At 72.6% G+C, this 20,242-nt stretch carries 23 protein-coding genes; 14 read left to right on the top strand and 9 right to left on the bottom strand.

Features of this window, described 5'->3' with window-relative positions; genetic code table 11:
* Positions 1–3 precede the first annotated feature (3 nt).
* The gene (gene purB, locus ACXJKB_RS15005) at positions 4–1,422 is read left to right on the top strand and encodes an adenylosuccinate lyase (RefSeq protein WP_457189674.1); all 1,419 of its coding nucleotides are present in this window, start codon (positions 4–6) and stop codon (positions 1,420–1,422) included.
* A 20-nt stretch (positions 1,423–1,442) separates the two neighbouring features.
* On the opposite strand, the gene ACXJKB_RS15000 is transcribed toward purB, so the two are convergent.
* Positions 1,443–2,894, bottom strand: a complete 1,452-nt coding sequence (locus tag ACXJKB_RS15000) for an MFS transporter (protein WP_457189672.1) — start codon at positions 2,892–2,894, stop codon at positions 1,443–1,445.
* Between the two features lie 65 nt (positions 2,895–2,959).
* Between ACXJKB_RS15000 and ACXJKB_RS14995 the strand changes: the two genes are divergently transcribed.
* Both ACXJKB_RS14995 and ACXJKB_RS14990 read left to right on the top strand, forming a co-directional pair.
* A complete protein-coding gene (locus ACXJKB_RS14995; protein ID WP_457189670.1) occupies positions 2,960–3,229 on the top strand; it encodes an acylphosphatase in 270 nt (89 codons plus the stop codon).
* 53 nt (positions 3,230–3,282) lie between these two features.
* Complete coding sequence (locus ACXJKB_RS14990; RefSeq protein ID WP_457189668.1) at positions 3,283–4,161, top strand: hypothetical protein; 879 nt, start codon at positions 3,283–3,285, stop codon at positions 4,159–4,161.
* Here ACXJKB_RS14990 and ACXJKB_RS14985 read toward each other — a convergent pair.
* The 3 genes from ACXJKB_RS14985 to ACXJKB_RS14975 form a co-directional block, all read right to left on the bottom strand.
* The gene (locus tag ACXJKB_RS14985; protein WP_457189666.1) at positions 4,145–5,194 is read right to left on the bottom strand and encodes a sulfotransferase family protein; all 1,050 of its coding nucleotides are present in this window, start codon (positions 5,192–5,194) and stop codon (positions 4,145–4,147) included. The two genes, ACXJKB_RS14990 and ACXJKB_RS14985, sit on opposite strands and share 17 nt — an antisense overlap.
* 122 nt (positions 5,195–5,316) lie before the next feature.
* Positions 5,317–8,145: an ATP-binding protein gene (locus ACXJKB_RS14980; RefSeq protein ID WP_457189664.1), complete on the bottom strand. Its 2,829-nt coding sequence runs from the start codon at positions 8,143–8,145 to the stop codon at positions 5,317–5,319.
* Positions 8,146–8,210: 65 nt separating this feature from the next.
* Complete coding sequence (locus tag ACXJKB_RS14975) at positions 8,211–8,402, bottom strand: hypothetical protein (protein ID WP_457189662.1); 192 nt, start codon at positions 8,400–8,402, stop codon at positions 8,211–8,213.
* Between the two features lie 189 nt (positions 8,403–8,591).
* On the opposite strand from ACXJKB_RS14975, the gene ACXJKB_RS14970 reads away from it, so the two are divergent.
* The 4 genes from ACXJKB_RS14970 to ACXJKB_RS14955 are packed head-to-tail and all read left to right on the top strand — an operon-like array spanning position 8,592 to position 10,965.
* Positions 8,592–9,140 carry an antibiotic biosynthesis monooxygenase gene (locus ACXJKB_RS14970; protein ID WP_457189660.1) on the top strand — a complete coding sequence of 183 codons (549 nt, stop codon included), beginning with the start codon at positions 8,592–8,594 and terminating at the stop codon, positions 9,138–9,140.
* A 9-nt stretch (positions 9,141–9,149) separates the two neighbouring features.
* Entirely contained in the window at positions 9,150–9,650 is a 501-nt protein-coding gene (locus ACXJKB_RS14965; RefSeq protein WP_457189658.1) for a hypothetical protein, read from the top strand.
* Positions 9,638–10,531 (top strand): phosphoribosylaminoimidazolesuccinocarboxamide synthase, encoded by an 894-nt coding sequence (locus tag ACXJKB_RS14960; protein ID WP_457189656.1) that lies wholly within the window; start codon positions 9,638–9,640, stop codon positions 10,529–10,531. The genes ACXJKB_RS14965 and ACXJKB_RS14960 overlap by 13 nt, the downstream gene beginning before the upstream one ends.
* Positions 10,528–10,965 carry an SRPBCC family protein gene (locus ACXJKB_RS14955; RefSeq protein ID WP_457189739.1) on the top strand — a complete coding sequence of 146 codons (438 nt, stop codon included), beginning with the start codon at positions 10,528–10,530 and terminating at the stop codon, positions 10,963–10,965. Before ACXJKB_RS14960 ends, ACXJKB_RS14955 begins: the two co-directional genes overlap by 4 nt.
* Before the next feature lie 6 nt (positions 10,966–10,971).
* Here the strand turns inward: ACXJKB_RS14955 and ACXJKB_RS14950 are convergent, their stop codons facing one another.
* Positions 10,972–11,328, bottom strand: coding sequence for a hypothetical protein (locus ACXJKB_RS14950; protein WP_457189654.1), 357 nt, complete (start codon positions 11,326–11,328; stop codon positions 10,972–10,974).
* A gap of 66 nt (positions 11,329–11,394) precedes the next feature.
* Between ACXJKB_RS14950 and ACXJKB_RS14945 the strand changes: the two genes are divergently transcribed.
* From ACXJKB_RS14945 to ACXJKB_RS14935, 3 genes are all read left to right on the top strand, one after another.
* Positions 11,395–12,960: a long-chain-fatty-acid--CoA ligase gene (locus ACXJKB_RS14945; protein ID WP_457189652.1), complete on the top strand. Its 1,566-nt coding sequence runs from the start codon at positions 11,395–11,397 to the stop codon at positions 12,958–12,960.
* On the top strand, positions 12,960–13,145 hold the full coding sequence (locus tag ACXJKB_RS14940) for a hypothetical protein (protein WP_457189650.1): 186 nt from the start codon (positions 12,960–12,962) through the stop codon (positions 13,143–13,145). The genes ACXJKB_RS14945 and ACXJKB_RS14940 overlap by 1 nt, the downstream gene beginning before the upstream one ends.
* A 133-nt stretch (positions 13,146–13,278) precedes the next feature.
* Positions 13,279–14,298, top strand: coding sequence for a hypothetical protein (locus ACXJKB_RS14935; RefSeq protein ID WP_457189649.1), 1,020 nt, complete (start codon positions 13,279–13,281; stop codon positions 14,296–14,298).
* 59 nt (positions 14,299–14,357) lie between these two features.
* Here ACXJKB_RS14935 and ACXJKB_RS14930 read toward each other — a convergent pair whose 3' ends face one another.
* The gene (locus tag ACXJKB_RS14930; protein ID WP_457189647.1) at positions 14,358–15,182 is read right to left on the bottom strand and encodes a DUF72 domain-containing protein; all 825 of its coding nucleotides are present in this window, start codon (positions 15,180–15,182) and stop codon (positions 14,358–14,360) included.
* 135 nt (positions 15,183–15,317) lie between these two features.
* Here ACXJKB_RS14930 and purS point away from each other — a divergent pair, with 135 nt between their 5' ends.
* The 3 genes from purS to ACXJKB_RS14915 are packed head-to-tail and all read left to right on the top strand — an operon-like array spanning position 15,318 to position 16,707.
* Positions 15,318–15,602 (top strand): phosphoribosylformylglycinamidine synthase subunit PurS, encoded by a 285-nt coding sequence (gene purS, locus ACXJKB_RS14925; protein ID WP_300047571.1) that lies wholly within the window; start codon positions 15,318–15,320, stop codon positions 15,600–15,602.
* On the top strand, positions 15,599–16,267 hold the full coding sequence (gene purQ / locus ACXJKB_RS14920) for a phosphoribosylformylglycinamidine synthase subunit PurQ (RefSeq protein ID WP_457189644.1): 669 nt from the start codon (positions 15,599–15,601) through the stop codon (positions 16,265–16,267). Before purS ends, purQ begins: the two co-directional genes overlap by 4 nt.
* The gene (locus ACXJKB_RS14915; RefSeq protein ID WP_300047569.1) at positions 16,264–16,707 is read left to right on the top strand and encodes a DUF3817 domain-containing protein; all 444 of its coding nucleotides are present in this window, start codon (positions 16,264–16,266) and stop codon (positions 16,705–16,707) included. Before purQ ends, ACXJKB_RS14915 begins: the two co-directional genes overlap by 4 nt.
* Positions 16,708–16,721: 14 nt before the next feature.
* Here the strand turns inward: ACXJKB_RS14915 and ACXJKB_RS14910 are convergent, their stop codons facing one another.
* From ACXJKB_RS14910 to ACXJKB_RS14900, 3 genes are all read right to left on the bottom strand, one after another.
* On the bottom strand, positions 16,722–18,059 hold the full coding sequence (locus tag ACXJKB_RS14910; protein ID WP_457189642.1) for a glycoside hydrolase domain-containing protein: 1,338 nt from the start codon (positions 18,057–18,059) through the stop codon (positions 16,722–16,724).
* A gap of 162 nt (positions 18,060–18,221) precedes the next feature.
* Positions 18,222–18,617, bottom strand: a complete 396-nt coding sequence (locus ACXJKB_RS14905; RefSeq protein ID WP_457189640.1) for a hypothetical protein — start codon at positions 18,615–18,617, stop codon at positions 18,222–18,224.
* Positions 18,618–18,626: 9 nt separating this feature from the next.
* Positions 18,627–19,706, bottom strand: coding sequence for a hypothetical protein (locus tag ACXJKB_RS14900; RefSeq protein ID WP_457189639.1), 1,080 nt, complete (start codon positions 19,704–19,706; stop codon positions 18,627–18,629).
* Between the two features lie 181 nt (positions 19,707–19,887).
* On the opposite strand from ACXJKB_RS14900, the gene ACXJKB_RS14895 reads away from it, so the two are divergent.
* Positions 19,888–20,241, top strand: coding sequence for a hypothetical protein (locus tag ACXJKB_RS14895; protein ID WP_457189637.1), 354 nt, complete (start codon positions 19,888–19,890; stop codon positions 20,239–20,241).
* Position 20,242: the final 1 nt, after the last annotated feature.

Raw genomic sequence — 20,242 nt, 5'->3', positions numbered from 1 at the left:
GCCGTGAGCGTCCCCAACGTCCTGGCCACCCGTTACGCCGGTGCCGATCTCGCCGAGATCTGGTCGCCCGAGCACAAGATCGTCCTCGAGCGGCAGCTCTGGATCGCTGTGCTCAGGGCCCAGCGCGACCTCGGCATCGCGGTTCCCGACGGCGTCGTCGAGGCCTACGAGGCGGTCGTCGCCAAGCTTGACCTCGACTCGATCGCCGCGCGCGAGCGCGTCACCCGCCACGACGTGAAGGCGCGCATCGAGGAGTTCTCCGCTCTTGCCGGGCACGAGCACATCCACAAGGGGATGACCTCGCGCGACCTCACCGAGAACGTCGAGCAGCTGCAGCTGCGCCGCTCGCTCGAGGTGGTGCGCGACCGCGCCGTCGCCACCCTGGTCCGCCTGGGCCGGCTCGCCGCCGAGCACGAGGCCACCGTGATGGCCGGTCGCTCGCACAACGTGGCCGCGCAGGCCACGACGCTCGGCAAGCGCTTCGCGACCGTCGCCGACGAGATGCTGATCGCCGTCCAGCGGATCGAGGAGCTCCTCGCCCGCTACCCGCTGCGCGGCATCAAGGGGCCGATGGGCACCGCCCAGGACATGCTCGACCTGCTCGACGGCGACGCCTCGCGCCTCGACGAGCTCGAGGAGCGGGTCGCCCGACACCTGGGCTTCGAGCAGGTACTGACGAGCGTGGGCCAGGTCTACCCCCGCTCGCTCGACTTCGAGGTCGTCTCCGCGCTGGTACAGCTGGTCAGCGGCCCGTCCAACCTCGCCACCACCGTGCGGCTGATGGCCGGACACGAGCTGGTGACGGAGGGGTTCAAGGAGGGCCAGGTCGGCTCGTCCGCGATGCCCCACAAGATGAACACCCGCTCGTGCGAGCGGGTCAACGGCCTCGCCGTCATCGTCCGCGGCCACCTCTCGATGGTCAGTGAGCTCGCCGGCGACCAGTGGAACGAGGGCGACGTCTCCTGCTCCGTCGTACGCCGCGTCGCGCTGCCCGACGCGTTCTTCGCCACCGACGGGCTCTTCCAGACCTTCCTCACCGTGCTCGACGAGTTCGGCGCGTTCCCGGCGGTCATCCAGCGCGAGCTCGACCGCTACCTCCCGTTCCTCACCACGACGAAGGTGCTGATGGCGGCCGTCCGCAACGGCGTCGGCCGCGAGGCCGCCCACGAGGCGATCAAGGAGGCCGCCGTGGGCACCGCGCTCGCGATGCGCGCCGGCCAGGCCGACAACGACGTCTTCGCCAAGCTGGCCGCCGACGAGCGGCTGGGCCTGACCCGCGAGCAGATCGACGCGCTCGTCGCCGACCCGATCGAGTTCACTGGCGCTGCCGTGGCCCAGACCCGCGCGGTCGTCGCCCGGATCGAGGCCCTCGCGGCCGCCCACCCTGCCGCAGCGGCGTACTCGCCCGGCGCGATCCTCTGACCCAGCGGCGAGCGGGCTCGTCAGTCGCCGAGCCGCCAGGAACGTACGGCGGCGGCGAAGGCGAGCGTCAGGACCGCGAGCGCCGCGAGCAGGGCCGCGCGGGCGGCCATCGGCGCTGAGGTCACCGTGCCGACGGCCTGGTAGACGGTCATCAGCAGCGCGGCGCCGAGGGCGGAGCCGATCCGCTGCCCGGTCTGGAGGGCACCGCCCGCCGCGCCACCCATGTCGGGCGGCACCTCGGCGAGGGTGAGCGTGAAGTTGGGGGAGATGACCCCACCGCCGCCGACGCCGGCGAGGAACATCGCGGGCGCGAGCGTCCACCACAGGGTGTCGGTGGGCGAGGTCACCAGCCACGCGGCGAGCGCCGTGCCGGTCATCATCACGCCGAGCGCGACCAGGGTCACCCGCCGGCCGAGGGTGCCGACGAGCCGCCCGGCGAGCGGCGAGGTGGTGGCCGCGCCGACGGCGAACGGCGTCATCAGCAGGGCGGCCTGCAGCGGCGAGAACCCCTCGCCCTCCTGCAGGTGCACCGAGAGCACCAGGAAGATCCCGGTGAAGCCGGTGAAGTAGAGGGTGCCGACGAGCAGGCCGTTGGCGTAGCCGGGCAGGCCCCGCAGCAGCGACACGTCGAGCAGAGGGGGGTGGCCACGCTCGACGGTCCGCGCCTCCCACCGCACGAACGCCCACGCCAGCAGCGGGAAGGCGACCAGCACCACCAGCGGCAGGCCGGCGCCGCCCTCGAGGCTGATCAGCGGGAACAGCACCGCCAGCACGGTGAGACCCAGCAGCACCGCGCCGACGAGGTCGATGCGGGGGTCCTTCGGCGCGCCCTCGGGACCGGCGCCGACGTGGTTGTCGGGCACCAGCCGGCGGATCAGCACCAGGGCCACGAGGCCGATGGGCACGTTGATGAGGAAGAGCGAGCGCCAGCCGTTCTCCTCGCCGAGCAGGCCGATCAGCAGGCCGCCGATGAGCGGCCCGGTGGCGGACGCGACGGCCACGGTGAAGCCGAACATCCCGAAGGCGCGGCCGCGCTCGGCGCCGCGGAAGAGCTGTTGGATGAGTCCGGAGTTCTGCGGGGTGAGCAGGCCCGCGCTGGCCCCTTGGACGAGGCGGGCGAGCACGATGGCAGCCGCGTTGGGCGCCAGCCCCACGGCGGCGCTGGAGACGATGAAGCCGATGAGCCCGATGGTCATCATCCGGCGCCGGCCGTGCGCGTCGCCGAGCCGGCCGCCGGCGACGAGGGTCATGCCGAAGGCGAGCGCGTAGCCCGACACCACCCACTGGATGGTCGCGGCCGAGGTGTCGAGCCCGGCCCGGATGGACGGCACGGCGACGTTGACGATCGTGACGTCCAGCAGCGACATGAAGCCCACGACGAGGGACACCGCGAGCACCCGCCAGCGACGGGGGTCGGGCTCGTACGCCGTCTCGTCGCCGCTCGTGCGCTCGGCCTGCTCGTCCTGGGTCATCCGCGCCAGCCTCTCACCCGGCGCCAGCACCGAGGACCGCCCGACGGGAGGGGCAGGATGGGCCCATGAAGGCGATCCAGGCGCGGGTGACCGGACAGGTGCAGGGCGTGGCGTTCCGGTGGCACACCCAGGAGCAGGCCCAGCGGCTCGGCGTCGTCGGGTGGGTGCGCAACGAGGTCGACGGCAGCGTGCTGGTGCACGCCGAGGGCGACGACGACGCCGTCGACGCGCTCGTGGAGTGGTGCCGGCACGGACCGCCGTCGGCGCGGGTGCGCGACCTCGCCGCCCGCGACGCGGCACCGAGCGGGGCCTCCTCCTTCCAGGTCACCGGCTGACCGCGCCGGACGCGTGCTCGAACTGTAGTGATCTTGTCGACTATCGTGGGGGCATGACGACCGTGACATCAGCACCGCCGACCTACGACGACGTCCAGGTCGTGGTGCCCGCCCCGGGCCCCGGCGCCGGCAACTGGGCCGGAGCTGCGAGCGCCGTCCTCGTCGACGGTGTCTTCTGGCTGACCTGGCGGGTCCGCCGGCCGCTGACCGACGGGCGGGGCGTGTCGGTGGTCGTCGCCCGCTCCGAGGACGGCGTCACCTTCGAGCCGGTCGCCGAGGTGGCGCGCGAGGCGTTCGGCGCCGAGTCCTTCGAGCGGCCCGTGCTCGTGCCGCTCCGCGAGGGCGGGTGGCGGCTCTACCTGTCCTGCGCCACCCCCGGCTCCAAGCACTGGTGGGTGGACAGCCTGACCGCCGACACGGTCGAGGGGCTGTCCGACGGCGTACGACGCCGGGTGCACGAGGGCGACCGCGACACCGGCGTCAAGGACCCGGTGATCACGGTGGGTGAGGACGGCTACGAGATGTGGCTGTGCTGCCACCCCCTCGACGAGCCCGGTCACGAGGACCGGATGACGACGCGGCGGCTCACCAGCGCCGACGGCCTGGAGTGGGAGGACCACGGCGAGGTGCTCGCCGGCCGCGAGGGCCAGTGGGACGCCCGCGGCGCGCGGGTCAGCGCGGTGCTGCCCGACGGCACGGTGCTGTACGACGGCCGGCCGGACGCCGAGTCCAACTGGTTCGAGACCACCGGGGTGGCGACCTGGGACGGCACCGCCCTGACCCGCGCCGCGCAGCCGCCGATCGCCTCCCCGCACGCCGATGGCGCCTTCCGCTACGCCACCGCCGTGCCCCTGCCGGACGGCCGGGTGCGCTACTACGTCGAGGCCGCGCGTCCCGACGGCGCGCACGACCTCGTCACCTGCGTGCGCTGACCCCGCGGTCCGCCCCGTTCGCTGTCCCGACCTGGCGCACCGGGTCGGCGTCGCGCTCCACGAGACGGGTCACCGTCGCGGAGCGCTGGGCGAACGAGCCGCGGCTCTCCGGGTTGAGCCAGTCACTGAAGTCCTGCCCGGTGAGCTCGCCGAGCAGCCCGACGTCGTCGGCGTAGCTCTCGATCAGCTGCTGCCGGCTGATCGCGTCGAGGCGGGGGCGGTGCGCGTCCCGGTGGTCGCCCAGCAGGCCGAGCGACAGCGGGTGGACCGCCCGCCACACCTGCGGCGGCGCGAACTGCCCCAGCCGCGCGCCACTGCGCACGACCGGTCCGAACAACCGCGGCCGCCAGCCCGGCGGGACGAAGTTGCGTGAGTTGTCGCGCGGGATGGAGTCGACCTGGCCCTCCCGGATCCCGAGGAACCGGCTCACCCGGTCGACCGTCGCGCCGGGCGCGTCGACGAGGTCGCGGTAGCGGATGACGAGGATGCGCTCCGGGTCGACGTAGCGGTGCAGGTGCGCCAGCTGCTCGCCGTACCGCCCGAGCTCGCGGTAGCGCCAGAAGGGCGCCCAGCCGGCGCGGATCCGCTCGTCCTCGCGACCGAACGCCGACACGAAGTCCGCCTCCGGCTCGAGGCCGTCGGACCACAGGTGCATCCAGTTGCTGTAGGCGCGGTCCACCGGGTCGCGAACGACGGCGACGAGACGTACGTCCGGAAGGTCCTCGGCGATGCGGCGGTGGGCGCCGCGGCTCCACAGGTAGAACGGCGTGCTCTCGCCGCGCGCCTGGTGCTGGGCGGCCGGGGCGAAGAGCGGGAAGTAGCGGTCGGCGCGCCAGATCCACTCCTGCTGCGAGTGCTTGTCGCCCGGCCCCCGCCAGGCCGGCGGCGGCGCGCCGTCGCACAGCCAGTACTTCGGTTCCTTCGGGTCCGACACGAAGACGTCCGGGTGCTGCGCGAGCGCGGCGTGGAGCGCCGTCGTACCGGCCTTGGGGGCGCCGATCACGAGGAAGTCGGGGCGTGGTGCTCGGGGCACGGTCCCTCCCGGGGGTGAGGTGCTGTCACTTAGTAGACTAAGTCACTAGACAATGCTCCGCCAGACCCTTTGGGCGGTGTCTGGACAACCAGCGCGCAGCACCGGACCCGGCACGCCCGTCGTCAGCCGAGCAGCCCCTGCCGGCGTGCCGTCGCCGCGGCCTCCGTGCGGTTGGCCGCCCCGAGCTTGGCGAGGATGTGCGAGACGTGGACGCTGGCCGTCTTGGGCGACATGAAGAGCTGCACGCCGATCTGCCCGTTGGTCATCCCCTCGGCCACCAGCCGCAGCACCTCGACCTCGCGCCCGGTCAGCACGCCGTCCGTACGACGCTCGCGCGGGCCGATCGCCCACCTCTCCGCCAGTGCGTCGGCACGCGCCAGCAGGGGCGCGCCGTCGAGCCGCTCGGCGCCCGCTCGTCCGGCCGCGAGGTGGCGCCGGGCAGCGTCGCGGGCCCCGTGGACCGCCTCCTGCTCCGCCAGTGACAGGTGCGTGACAGCCGCGTCGGGGACGTGCCCGATCCGTTCCCAGCCCCCGAGGGCAGCCCGCAGCGCCGGGCGGGCGTCGCGACCGTGGAAACGGTCGATCTGGGCGGCGAGGTCGAGGGGCCAGACCTCACCGAGCCGGCCGAAGCGGCGGAATCGAGCGGCCGCCGCCTCGACCTCCGAGAGGTGCTCCTGGGCCTCTGGCCCGTCGCCGCGGGGACCGAGAAGGGCGGCGTCGGCCTCGACACGCGCGGCGAGGACGGCTGTGTGCCAGAGCTGGTCATCGTCGAGGGTGATCCGGTCGCCGGTCCACAGCGGCCGGATTGCTGCGCGCATCGCCGGGAGATCCCCCCGCGCCGCTGCGTCGGCACCCAGGAGCTCGCGGACCAGGCAGTCAGCGGCACCACCCGGTGCAGGGGATCCCAGGTGCGCACGCCACCGCTCGAGGTCGGCGGTCCCCCGTTGCTGGAGGTCGAGGAGGTCGTGGCGCGCGTTGCTCGTGCGGACGTCGTCCTCCCACCAGGGGCCGGACGCCTCGAACAGGTCCCGCGCACGGGCCCACTGACCACTCAGCATCCAGGTGGCGGTGGCGTTCTCGACCAGGTGCTCCCACACGTTGACCGACAGGTGGGGGCGGCGGAGCCGGGACAGCCCCTCGGTCACCGCTGCGTCCGCGCGCTCGTGGTTGCCGCACACGACCTCGCACCACGCGAGGTTGCCCCACAGGTGGAAGACGCCTGGCCACCTGGTGTCCCCGATCTCCTCGAGCACCTCGCGCAGGCGTGCGGCCGCGCCCTCCGGGTCGCCGAGGACCTGGGCCCGGTAGGACTCGACGGCGGCGACCATGGCGGCCACCCGGGTGTCGCCGAGCCGGCGGGCGTCGGTCCAGGCACGAGCGATGAGCTCATCGCCGCGCTCGGTGTGCTGGGTGAGATTGCTTCCGGTGAACGCCCGAGCCATGACGGCGAGCAGGTCGTTCTCCTCCTCGTCGACGGCCGAGGAGATGGCCAGCAGCTCCTCGTCGGCATAGGCGTTGGCCTCGCCCTTGCCGTGGACGACCTGGCGCAGCGCGTGGAACCTGCGGACCGGCTCGGTGAGCAGGTCGGTGGGCACGGCGTCGATCCACCTCCGCTCGGCGGCGAGGGACGCCACGCCCGTCGTCAGCGCCGACTGGGCATACGCCTCGCGGAGGCTGAGGCCGGTCACGTGATCAGCGTCATCCACGGTCGCGTAGCCACGCATGACACGCGCCCACAGGGCCAGCTCTTCGTCCGGCCTGCAGATCCTTCCTGCGGCGGTCATCGCTGCGACCGTCGACGCCAGCGCGCGCCGCGTGTCCTGCGCCTGGTGCCAGTGCTCGGCGACGGCCAGGAGGGCCGGATCGGCCGGGAGCACGCCCGGGTTGTCCTCCAGCACCTCGGCCCACCTTCGGTGCCACGCGCGTCGCGCCCCCGGCCCGGTCTCGCGGTCCGCCGCCTCGCGCAGGAGCGCGTGCCGGAAGGCCACCCCGTCGCGCTCGTGGTCCGTCGTCAGGATCCCGGCGCGCAGCGCCTCGACCAGTGCCGCGTCGAGCTCCTCCGGTGTGACGTCGAGGACCTGCTCGAGCAGGCTGATCCGCAGGTGGCCGTCACCGACCGCCGCGGCCTCGACCAGCCGCCGTGTCTCGGGGCCGAGGCCGGCCAACCGCCCGGCCGCGACCGCCGCCACCGTCGTCAGCTCCGGCCGCCCGGCGGCTGCCACCAGCTCCTCCACCACGAAGGGGATGCCGTCACTGAGCCGCTCGACGCGGCTGGCGACCTCGGCCGACGGGTGCGATCCCAGCAGGTCCCGGAGCTGGCGCTGGACCGCGTCCGTGCCCAGGCGCGACAGCGGCAGCACGTCGCACCCGGGAGTGCGCGCCAGCCCGGCGACGTACGACGTCAGGGTGGCCTCGGCCGCCGGCGTGCGCTCGGGGTCGTCGGTGCGCACCGTGGCCACGATCAGCAGACCTGCCGGCAGGGTCCGCGCCGCGAGCCCGACCAGGTCCCGCGTCGCCGAGTCGGCCCAGTGCAGGTCCTCGACGACCCACACGACGAGCTGCTCGCGGGCCAGCCGCTCGAGCAGGTCGAGGAAGGTCGAGAGCAGCTGCACCCGCTCGACCTGCAGCCGCGGGGCTGCGCCGGGGAGCAGCGGTGCGAGCGCCTCCCGCTCGGCCGGCAGCAGCACGTCGACGCCGGCGACCCGCGCGAGGTCGCGCAGCGTGTCGGCGACCACCCCGAACGGGATCTCGCCCGTCGTCATGTCGGCGGCGTGCCCGGTGAGCACGAGCGCCTCGCTGAGGCTCCCCACGGCCTCGGTGACGAGCCGGCTCTTGCCGATGCCGGCCTCGCCGGTGACGAGCAGGCACCGGCTGGTGCCGCCGCGGGCGGTCACGACAGCCCCGGCGATCCGGTCCAGCTCGGCCTCGCGGCCGACGAGCCTCCCGACCATGAAGCGATGGTCGCAGGCGAGTGGCCCGATGGCCACGACGACTTCGTCGGCACGCGCGGCCGACATCAGACCGCGGGACGCGGTGCGGGGAGCCAGCGGCTCCACCCGTTGCGGCGCGGCGACGGGACCTCGGTGACGACCGGCTCGACCGGCTGACGGGTACGACGGGCGGCTCGGGCCGCGGCGACCCCGCGGGCCACATCGGCGCGGTGGAAGGTGGCGATGCGGGCGGTGGTGTCGATGGCGGTGTTGTTCATGGCGGGCTCCTGGCTGGGTGCGGGTGGATGCCTCCACGCTCCGGCTAAGGCCCCCTGCCCCACATCGGGCAGACGCCTTATCTCCAGCAGCCGGCGGCGCTCTAGGTGCCTCAGGTCTGCGCCGGCGTGGCCGGGATCTCGTCGGCGTCGGCTTCGCCCCTGGGCCGCCCGCGCCCGAGACTGGAGACCATGAGCGCCCCCGTGACCGTGTCCGTCACCCGTCACGTCGACCCCTCACGCACGACGGAGATGCTGGCGTGGGTGCAGGCGGGCACCTCGCTGGCGGAGAAGTTCGACGRCTTCCTCGGCTCCGGGTGGGTGCGGCCGAGCGAGGACTCCACCGAGTGGCACATGCTCTACCGCTTCTCCGACACCGACTCCCTCGCCTCGTGGGAGGCCTCCCCGCAGCGCGAGTGGTGGCTCGAGGCGGCGCACGGCAGCGTCGAGGAGCGCCGCCGCGAGCGTCGTACCGGCATCGAGGGATGGTTCGACGAGCCGGCCTCGGTCGAGTCGCTCAGCGCTGCTCCGGTCGCGCCGCCGCGGTGGAAGCAGATGGTCGTCATCTTCATGGTGTTCCTGCCGCTCAGCCTGCTCGCCAACTTCATCGCCTCGCGCACCATCTCGGCCTGGCCGCTGGTGCCGCGCGTGGTGCTGGTGACGTCGGTGATGACCCCGCTCATGACGTACGTCTTCCTGCCGTGGATGACGCGTCGGATGAGCTGGTGGCTGCACCGCTAGGGTCCGCCCATGGGGGACCTGTCTGCTGAGCCTCGCGATCCGGGCTGGCTCGGTCTCGGCTGGGTCGGGTCCGGCGTGATCGGCGGTGCCGCGGTCGGGGTCCTGGCCGGCATGGCGCTCGGCCAGCTGGTGTCGTACACGTCCGACCGGACGCCGGACCACGAGGCACGACCGGAGATCGGACCCGTCCTCGGCGCGGTCCTGGGGGTGTTCGCGATGCTGCCCGTCGGGGTGCTCCTCGGCCTCGCCGTGGGCCTCGCGCTGCGGGCGATGGCCCGCACCGGTCGGGCCTCGGCGGCGCGCAGCGCCCTCGCCGGCCTCGGTGTCGGCGTCGTGCTGGTGGTGGCGGTGGCTGTCGTCCTCGGCATGGTCGTGGACCCGAGCGCCGCGCCGGGCCTCCCCCCGCTCCCCGTCATGGTCGTCCCCGCAGCCGTCGCGGGCGTCGCGGGTGCCGGACTCGCACTGCTCATGCAGCGCTCGGCCACTAGGCTCGTCGCGTGGCCGAGCTGAACATCCCCGCAGCCCCTCCGATCGAGGGCACCACGCACCTCCACTCCGGCAAGGTCCGCGACCTCTACCGGATCGACGCGGGGGAGCACGAGGGCCGGCTGCTGATGGTCGCCAGCGACCGCATCTCCGCCTACGACTTCGTCCTCGACACCACGATCCCCGACAAGGGCGAGATCCTCACCCGGATGTCGCTGTGGTGGTTCGACCAGCTCGCCGGGCTGGTCGGCAACCACGTCGTCTCCACCGAGGTGCCCGCAGCCGTCGCCGGGCGCGCGGTCGTGTGCGAGCGGCTCGAGATGTTCCCCGTCGAGTGCGTGGCCCGCGGCTACCTCACCGGCTCCGGCCTCCTCGACTACGCCCGCACCGGCGAGGTCTGCGGCATCCCGCTCCCCGCCGGCCTGCAGGACGGCGGCCGGCTGCCGGAGCCGATCTTCACGCCCGCCACCAAGGCCGACCTCGGCGACCACGACGAGAACGTCGACTACGAGGCCGTGGTCGAGGCGATCGGCGACGACTCGGCCGCCGAGCTTCGGATGCTCACCATGGAGGTCTACGACAAGGCCCACGCGATCGCCCGCGAGCGCGGGATCATCCTGGCCGACACCAAGCTCGAGTTCGGCCGGCGACCGGACGGCACCACGATCCTCGCCGACGAGGTCCTCACCCCCGACAGCTCCCGCTTCTGGCCCGCGGACGAGTGGCAGCCCGGCCGCGCCCAGTCGTCGTACGACAAGCAGATCGTGCGGGACTGGCTCACCGGGGAGTCCGGCTGGGACCGCACGTCCGGTGAGGCGCCGCCGCCGCTGCCCGAGGCCGTCGTCGACCGCACCCGCGCGCGCTACCTCGAGGCCTACGAGCTGCTGACCGGGGAGACGTTCTGACGACGAGGCGCTTCACCGCGACCATCGAGCTGCCGCACTCGGCGGAGCAGGCCTTCGCCTACCTCGTCGACCCGCGTCGCCGCCCCGAGTGGCAGTCGAGCCTGCTGTCGGTCGACGTGCCCGAGGACGAGGAGCCCCACCTCGGGCAGACCTGGACCGAGCTGACCGTGGTCGGCGTACGACCGCGCCTGGAGGTCGTCGAGTTCCAGCCGTTCCGGTCGTGGGCCGAGCGCGGCGCGTGGCGCGGCGTCGAGGCGACGCTGCGGCTGCGCTTCATCGGCACCCGCGACGGCTGTCGCGTGGTCGCTGACGGCGAGGTCTCCGGCTCGGGGTTGTACGCCGTCGCGGCGGGGAGCTCGGGGCTGCTGGCCAAGCGGGCGATCGCCGCCGACCTCCGCACCGCCGGCCACCGGATCGCGCAGCGCGCCGACTGAGTCCCCTCAGCCCGCGCGCGTCTTGTTGCGCACGTTGATGAGCGTCACCAGCAGCCACGCGATGACCACCCCGGTCCCCGCGTGGAAGAGCAGCGAGCGCAGCCAGAGGCCACCGAGGGATCCGTCGGTGTCGGCGAGCTCGTCGCTGCCGCCTGTCCGTCCGCCGAACACCACCGCCGGCTGGCCGTCGCCACGCCCGGATGCGAGCCACCACACCAGCGCCAGCAGGACGACGCCGAACGCCATCACACCGAAGCGCCAGCCCGGCGACGTCGCCAGCGCGCCGAAGAAGCCCACCGCGACGAACGGCAGGAACACGACGGCGCCGACGATCACGATGGCCGTGCTGGCGAGGAAGTCCATGGCGGACGGTAAGTCCCGCAGCGCGATCCCGTCGACCGATCGACCACCCCTGAGTAGGTTGGCGCCATGCCGAACCTCTCCTCGCTCCTCGAAGGCTCCGCCGAGGCCTATCCGGACCGTACGGCCGTCGTGCTGGGCGGCACCCGCCTGACGTACGCCCAGGTCGACGCGGCCGCCAACCAGGTCGCCAACCTGCTGGTCTCGCGCGGCATCGAGCCGGGCGACAAGGTCGCGCTGAGCTGTCCGAACCTGCCGTACTTCCCGATCGTCTACTACGGCATCCTCAAGGCCGGGGCGACCGTCGTGCCGCTCAACGTGCTGCTCAAGGGACGCGAGGTCGCCTACCACCTGGACGACTCGGACGCGAAGGCGTACTTCTGCTTCCAGGGCACCCCGGAGCTGCCGATCGGTGCGGAGGGCCACGCCGGCTTCGAGCAGACCGACTCGTGCGAGCACTTCTTCGTCATCACCGCCGACCCGGCCGCGGACTCGCCCATCGAGGGCACCGAGACGCTCGGCCAGGCGCTCAAGGGGCAGGCCCCGGTCTTCGAGTCCCGTGAGGTCGGCGCCGACGACACCGCCGTCGTCCTCTACACCTCCGGCACCACGGGTCAGCCCAAGGGCGCCGAGCTGATGCACCGCAACATGATCAGCAACGCGCTCGCCAGCGACGCGCTCTTCGGCGCCGACTCCGACAAACCCGACACGTTGCTGTGCGTGCTGCCGTTGTTCCACTCCTTCGGCCAGACCGTGATCATGAACGCCGGCTTCGCCTTCGGCGGCACCGTCGTGCTGCTGCCGCGCTTCGAGGCCGGCCCGGCGCTGACGCTGATGGAGCAGGAGGGCGTGACCTTCTTCGCCGGCGTCCCGACGATGTACTGGGGCCTGCTCGGCGCGCTCGACGACTCCGGTGTCGACGTGAAGCGGGTCGCGGACCAGGTGCGGGTCGCGGTCGCGGGCGGGTCCGCGCTGCCGGTCGAGGTGCACCACGAGTTCGAGCGTCGCTTCGGCGTCACGATCCTCGAGGGATACGGGCTCTCCGAGACCTCGCCGGTCGCGAGCTTCTCCGTCTACGGCGAGCCCGTGCGCGTCGGCTCGATCGGCAAGCCGATCCCCGGCGTCGAGATGAAGCTGATCAGCTCCGAGCCCGGGGTGCGCGAGGACGTCGAGGACGCGGAGGACGTGATCGGCGAGATCGCGATCAAGGGCCCGAACATCATGAAGGGCTACTACGGCCGCCCCGACGCGACCGCCGAGGCGATCGTCGACGGCTGGTTCCGCTCCGGCGACCTCGGCCGCAAGGACGCCGACGGCTGGTACTACATCGTCGACCGGTCCAAGGACATGATCATCCGCGGCGGCTACAACGTGTACCCGCGCGAGATCGAGGAGGTCCTCCTCACCCACCCCGACGTCTCGCTCGCCGCCGTCATCGGCGTGCCCCACGAGAGCCACGGCGAGGAGATCAAGGCCGTCGTCATCCGCAAGGACGGCGCCACGGTGACCGAGGACGAGCTCGTCGCGTGGGGCAAGGAGCAGATGGCCGCCTACAAGTACCCCCGCATCGTCGAGTTCGTCGAYGCGCTCCCGATGACCGCGACCGGCAAGATCCTCAAGCGCGAGCTCGGCTGATGCGGGCCCTCGGGATCGCGCTCGGTGCGGTGCTGGTGATCACCGGCGCCGTCTGGACCTTCCAGGGCCTCGGCTACCTCGAGGGCAGCCCGATGACCGACCAGAGCATCTGGGCGATCCTCGGACCCCTCGTCGCCGGCCTCGGGGTCGCCCTGGTCATCGTCGCCGCCCGCCGGCGGGGGTGACGTACGCCCTGCGGCTGGGGAACCAGACGCAGGCGGAGCTCGTCGGGTGGGCTGCACCTGGTTCCCCACCAACGGTCGTCCACAGGCCTGAGCTCTAAGGCGTACGACGTCCCGGGGCGGGCAGGTGTCGGTCGTGTCCGACTTCCATCCCTGTTGCCCTCCGCCGAGCGGGCTGGTGCGTCCGGTCCGCGTCGATCCGGAGGGTCGCGCCGGACCACGACGCGGCACGGCCGACGGCCCGTCGTGGCGCACCACCAGCCACGGACTGGTCGTGCCCGCCGACGTGGCCCTGACCGTCGAGCAGCGCATCTTCGAGGCAGCGGCCCGGCTCCCACCCGGTGGCATGGTCACGGGCTGGGGCGCGCTCCGACTGGCCGGTGCTGCCTTCTTCGATGGCCTCGCTCCCGGTGGCGGCACGCCGGTGCCGGTGCCGGTGCTGCTGCCGCACACGTCCCGCATCCGTGGACCCGGAGTGCTGGTCGAGCGCACACGTGGCCGGCTTCCCGCCGTCGTCGTGAGGTCCGGCATCCCGTGCGTGCCGACGGAGACAGCACTCCTGCACGAGCTCCGGCGAGCCGGCAACCGACGGCTCGCCGGCGTGATGGTCGACATGGCCCTCGCCGCACGCGCCGTCGACCTCGATGAGCTTCGTGGCCTCGTCTCGGGGAGACGGCAGCCCGTCGCAGTGACGTACGCCCTCGAGCGGGCGTGCCGCGAGTGCCGCTCGCCGAAGGAGTCGGAGATGCTCCAGGTCTGGGAGGGCGAGCTCGATCTGCCCAGGCCTGTGATGAACCGCGAGGTGCTCGACCTGTCCGGCCGGGTGGTCGCCGTGGTGGACCTGCTGGAGGCCGGGTCGGGAACCTACGGCGAGTACAACGGCGCGTTGCACCGCAGTCGCGAACGCCAGCGGCGCGACGAGGCCCGGGCGGATGCACTCCGACGGGTCGGGCTCGAGGGATTCATGCTGGTGGCGGGCGACTCCGAGCGGGTGTGGCGGGACCGCATGCTGTCTGCGAGGGGGCGCGCCTCGTGGCTTCCGGAGGGCCAGCGGCTCTGGCGGGTCGGCGCCTTCGTGCCCGCACCTCCCCTCGCGCATCCGGACGAGGCGGCTCTCGACGCCATCATGCTCGAGCACTACCGGTCCCTGGAGTGAGTGGGGGAACGAGATGCAGGCCGAACGGACGCATCGGCCTGCATCTGGTTCCCCACACGTCAGGCCGGGCTGATCCCCAGCCGCTCCTGGAGCGCGATGGCGTCGAAGGGGGCGTGCACCTTGGCGTCGTTGTCGAAGTAGACGAAGACGTCGAGGCCGTCGGCCTCCCAGGCGCGCACCTTGTCGGCCCAGCGGTCGAGGGCCGCGTCGGAGTAGCCGCTGGCGTAGAGCTCTGTGTCGCCGTGCAGCCGGACGTAGGCGACGCCGCTCGTCACCTCGTCGAACATCGGCCACGTGCCGGCCGAGTCGGCCACCACCATCCCGATGTCGTGGGCCCGCAGCAGCTCGCAGAACTCGGCCGTGCGGAAGGAGGCGTGCCGCACCTCGAGCACGTGGTGCAGCGGGCGGTCGACCGGGGTCGAGGTGTCGGCGGGCTCCTTCAGCTTGTCCGCGTCGTGGTGGGCATCGGCGTACGACGACGCGGCGGCGGTCGTGCGCGGCAGCAGGTCGAAGAACGCCGCCAGGCGATCGGGGTGGAAGCCCAGGTTGGGCGGCAGCTGCCACAGGACCGGGCCCAGCCGGTCGCCCAGCGACAGCACGCCCGAGGCGAGGAAGGTGGCGAGAGGCGTCTCGACGTCGTTGAGCTTCTTCATGTGCGTGACGAATCGGGGTCCCTTGACGGAGAGGACGAAGTCCTCGGGGACCTGCTCGGCCCACGACCGCCAGCTCGAGGGCCGCTGCAGGGAGTAGAAGGAGCCGTTGACCTCGACGCTCGTCAGCCGCTCGCCGACGTAGGCCAGCTCGAGGCGCTGCGGCAGCCCGGGCGGGTAGAAGTGGCCGCGCCAGCCGGCGTACCGCCACCCGGAGATGCCGATCCGTGCCATGTCGAGCTCCCGTCGCGCGCCGTGCCGCCCCTCGCGTACCCGCTGCGTCCACCGTCATGCCCGCCGGGCGCGTTCGCGCGGCGGCTCCGTAGAATCGGCACCGCCCGTCCCACCCTGTCACCCAGGAGCATCCCCGTGGCCCGAGTCGTCGTCGACGTCATGCCCAAGCCCGAGATCCTCGACCCCCAGGGCAAGGCGGTGCTCGGTGCGCTGCCCCGGCTCGGGTTCGACCTCGTGACCGACGTCCGGCAGGGCAAGCGGTTCGAGCTCCAGGTCGACGGCGAGATCACCCCCGAGGTGCTCGCCCAGATCGAGGACGTCGCCGGGACGCTGCTGTCCAACCCCGTGATCGAGGACTTCGAGGTGCACGTCGAGGAGCACTCGGTGGCCGAGGTCGCGCACGAGGCCGGCCGCGCATGAAGGTCGGTGTCGTCACCTTCCCCGGCTCGCTCGACGACGTCGACGCCCGTCGCGCCGTCACGATCGGCGGCAACGAGGCGGTCGCGCTCTGGCACGGCGACGACGACCTCAAGGGCGTCGACGCGGTCGTGCTGCCCGGCGGCTTCTCCTACGGCGACTACCTCCGCTGCGGCGCGATCTCCCGCTTCGCCCCGGTGATGACGTCGGTGATCGAGGCGGCCGGCAAGGGCCTGCCCGTGCTCGGCATCTGCAACGGCTTCCAGATCCTCTGCGAGTCGCACCTGCTGCCGGGTGCGCTGATCCGCAACGACCACCGCAAGTTCGTCTGCCGCGACCAGCGGCTGCGCATCGAGCGCGTCGACACCCCGTGGACGTCGGCCTACGCCGAGGGCGCGGAGGTCACGATCGTGCTGAAGAACGGCGAGGGCGGCTTCGTCGCCGACCAGACGACGCTCGACATGCTCGAGGGGGAGGGCCGCGTGGTCGCGCGCTACCTCGACGACAACCCCAACGGCTCGCTCCGTGACATCGCCGGCATCTCCAACGAGCGCGGCAACGTCGTCGGCCTGATGCCGCACCCCGAGCACGCGGTCGAGGACCTCACCGGTCCCGGCACCGACGGGCTCGGCTTCTTCACCTCCCTCGCCGAGAAGGCCTTCGCATGAATCCCCGCACGCTCTACCGCACCGTCGCCGTCGCCGAGGCCGTCACCTGGGCACTGCTGCTGACCGGCATGTTCCTCAAGTACGTCACCGAGACCACCGAGCTCGGCGTCCAGGTCTTCGGCATGGTCCACGGCGTCGTGTTCATCGCCTACTGCCTGGTGACCGCGCTCCTGTTCGTCGACCAGAAGTGGCCCGTCAGCCGGCTGGCGCTGGGCCTCGGTGCTGCGGTGCCGCCGTTCGCGACGGTGCCCTTCGAGAGGTACGCCGAGCGCGCCGGGCTGCTGGGCGACTCCTGGCGCCTGCGCTCCGAGGCTCCGCACGGCCTCCTCGAGCGGCTCACCGGCTGGCTGGTCCGCCGCCCGGCCCAGGGTGCGCTCGTCGGCCTGGTCGCCGTGGCCGGCCTGACGGGCGTCGCGCTCGTCGTCGGCCCGCCCGCCTGACGGCTACCCGAGGGTCAGCGACCCTGCTGCAGCTTGTTCCAGGTCTGGCGGGTGGCGACGCCCGAGACGCCGATCTTCAGACGTGACTGGTAGGTCCGGACGGCCGCCTCGGTCTTCGCGTCGAACACACCGGTCGCCCGGAAGCGCCCGGCGCCGGCCGCGTTGAGCGCCCGCTGGAGCCGGTGCACCGACTCGTCGGCCGACCCGCGCTTGACCGTCGTACGGGCACCGGCGGCGAGCAGCGCCGTCCAGTGCCGCTTCTCGAAGGTGTTGCTCGGCGTGAACTTGCGGGCGGACTGCCAGGCGCGGGCGCCGGCGATCGTGGCGGCGTCGTACGAGCCGTTGATCGGACCCGAGTAGGTGCCCTGCTCGGTGAGCAGGCACTGCAGCGCCTTGACGCGCGTGGACTTCGCGGACGACGGCGAGAGCGCGGGGTACTTCCAGAAGCCGAGCCGGGTGCCGGGGCAGCGGCCCTCCGGACGCGGCTGGGAACCGGCGCCGAGGTCGATGAAGTTGCTGTCGATGTTGATCGTGACGCCGCCCCACGTCTCGTTGTGGCCGCCGAGGTACTGCTTCATCCGGCCGCCGGGGCGCCAGCCGTCCTCGGGGATGTAGGTCGTGGAGGTGTTGGCGGCGCCGTCCCAGCGGGCGATCCAGATGCGGTCCGGCAGGGCGAACTGGCCGGGACGCTGGGTGCGGGCGTCGTCGAGCATCTTGATGCCCGAGCTCGCGCTTGAGTAGAAGCCGGCGGTGTAGCCGAGCGCCTTGATCCGGGTGACCCACGCGGACGTGAAGACCAGGGCGGACTCGCGGCAGTGGGTGTCGTTGAGGTTGAAGCCCTCGAGGTCGTACCAGATCGTGCTGCCCGCGCCGATGCCGTACGTCGCTGCGTCGGCGGCGTTCTTGTCGGCCTCGGTCGCACCCTGCGCGGCCGCCGTGGCGTAGCCGCCGGTGGGGCTCGGCGAGATCTTGAAGTCGTCCTTGTAGCGCGGGAAGCGCGGCTGGCACGACGCCTGCGGACCGAGGGCGATGGGCAGCAGCCGCCAGCCGCGGGCGACCTGGGCGGCGACCCACGTGGAGCTGAGGTTGGGCTGCGTGCGGCAGGCGCGGGAGTCGCCGGAGATGTAGATGCCGACCGCGGTGAACGGCGACTTCTTCCACCACGCGTCCATCGCCGACTGGGCCGGCGCGACGCACTGGTCGAAGCCGTAGCCGGTGAAGTCGCCCGGGGTGGCGAGGGCGACCTGGCGCTGCGAGGCGAGCTTGCGGGCCTGCGGTGCGGGCTCGTCGGCGGTCGCGGTCGACGACCCGGCGAGCGGTGCGACGAGCACCAGCGCGAGGGCGGCCGTCACGGTCCGGACGAGCGTACGAGGTCGGGTCTGGCGGGCGCAGCGCATGGGTGACTCCAGGCAGGCGGGAAGGGCGTGTCGCGGGGCAGGCGGACCCAGAGAACCACATGAGTCACACACGTAACAGCAGTTCAGCAGAACTACAGACCTGTAGTTCTGCCGCGGTCAGTCGGCGGTCGGCACGTCGTCGAGGAGGAAGTTGCCCTTGGCCTCCTCTTCCTCGACGAGCTCCTCGAACGCGAGCGCGATGTCGTCCTGGTGCTCCTCGACCATCCGGTCCAGGTGGCCCTGGAGCAGCGCGCCGTTGGGGGACTGGCCGGAGAAGACCTGCTCCCAGGTGTCCTCGCCGCCGCGGATCTTCTCCACGAGCGTCTTCATGTCGTCGCCGAGCTCGCCCGACTCGGCCTGCTCCTCGAGCGCCTGCTTCTCCTCGTCGGTGAGCAGCGGGCGCGCGTTGAGCTGGTCGACGGTGGCCTGGAGGTCGGCCAGGCTCGCGGTCAGGTCCTCGCGCGCTTCACTGATCGCCGCCAGGATCTCCGCCTGGCTGCGGTGATCGTCCATGGCGGGAGGTTAGGACAGGGCCGGTGCGACCGGCACGGGGCGCTGGCCGACCGTCGGGGTGGCGACGGTGCTCGGGTCGCGCGTCACGCTGCTCGGCGCGCCGGTGGAGACGGGGGCGCCGGGCGTCGAGACGGGCGCCTTGTCGCCGTCGAAGAAGTTCTTCACCGTCGCGATGAGCGACTTCACCTGCTGGAGGATGTTGATGAGCTTCATCAGCGCCTTGTAGGCCTTCATCACCGCCTGGAAGGCCTGGAAGACGGCCTGGACGACGCGGGCCCAGCCGACACCGGGGATGCTCATCGTCGCCAGCGCGGAGGAGACGGTCTGCACCGCCGCCTTCACGCACTGCACCACCGAGAGAGCGGTCTGCCAGGCGTCGCGGCAGATCTGCACGACGGTCTGGCCCATCTGGACGAGCTGGCCGGCCTGGGCGTCGAGCGAGCCGACCCACGTGCCGATCTGCTTGACGGCCGCGTCGGACGCGCCGCCCTGCCAGGTCCGCGAGATCGTCGAGCTCCCGCTCTGGAGGTTGGACGCGACGCCGCGCATCGACTGGCCGAGCGCACCGAAGGACGAGCCCTGGCTCGACGCACCGACGACGTCGCCGCCGATCTTCTCCGAAAGCTCGGCGCGGATGTCGAAGCCGGTCAGCATCCGCACCAGGTCGCACACGGTGTCGTAGGGGAAGCCGAAGCTGATCTGGGGAAGGCTGCTCTCGGTGGGCCCGGCCCGCCGGATGGTGGTGTCGGCGACGTCCCAGAAGCTGCTCGACCCGTCGCGGCCGTCGACACCGGTGGCGTTGTGGCGGCGTACGACTCCGTCCTCGGTGAGCGTGAAGTCGCGGGCGGTGGCCCGCAGCGCCTCGGCGTGGTCGTGCATCCCGGTGCCGTTGTCCTCCAGCGACTGGTGCACCGAGGGCAGCAGGGCGTTGTAGGCGCCCATCATGGTCTCGAGGATGGGACCGAAATCGGTCTGGACGAGCGCGTTGCCGCCGTTGCGGGCGATGCCGGAGAGGTCGTCGCCGGCGCGCTGGACCTGCGCGGACCAGGCGTCGAGCTCGGAGAGGTCGACGGTCATCACGGCGTTCATCGCGGCTCCTGGAACGGGCGAGGGCGGGCGGGGGTGGGTCGTGCTCGATCGTCTTCCCCGAACGCGACGCGGCGAAACCGGCCCTGCCGGAATGTTTGCCCACAGGTCCACCACGACCGTGTTTGGCTCCCGCCGTCGGGGGTATTCCGCTGAGGTGAGTGCAAGCGGCAGGCGATCCCTGATGCAGGTCGAGCCGGCCCGGCTGGTCGAGCTGGCGGGCTCGTCCGAGCGCGTCCTCGACGCGATGCGGCAGGACTGGGCCGACGCCGTCGACGAGCTCGCCGAGGCGTGCGTGGCGCTCGGCGACGCGACCGGCACCGCCAACCTCGCGGCGTCCTACGCCGATGCGCTGGCCGACGCCGACGAGGTCCTGACCTCGCTCGCCGGCGCCCTCGAGCTGGGCGTCGCCGGGCTCGTCGACGCCGCCCGCGACGCCCTGCGCGCCGACGACACGGTCGCCGCCGAGCTCGACCGCGCCACCCACCTGCTGGGCGAGGGGCCGTTCGGGATCATGCCGGGACCGGGAGGTCGCTGAC

It is taken from the genome of Nocardioides sp. P5_E3 (assembly GCF_054049275.1).
The sequence above is the reverse complement of the archived record's forward strand: the minus strand, read 5'-3'. Positions and strand labels throughout refer to the sequence as shown.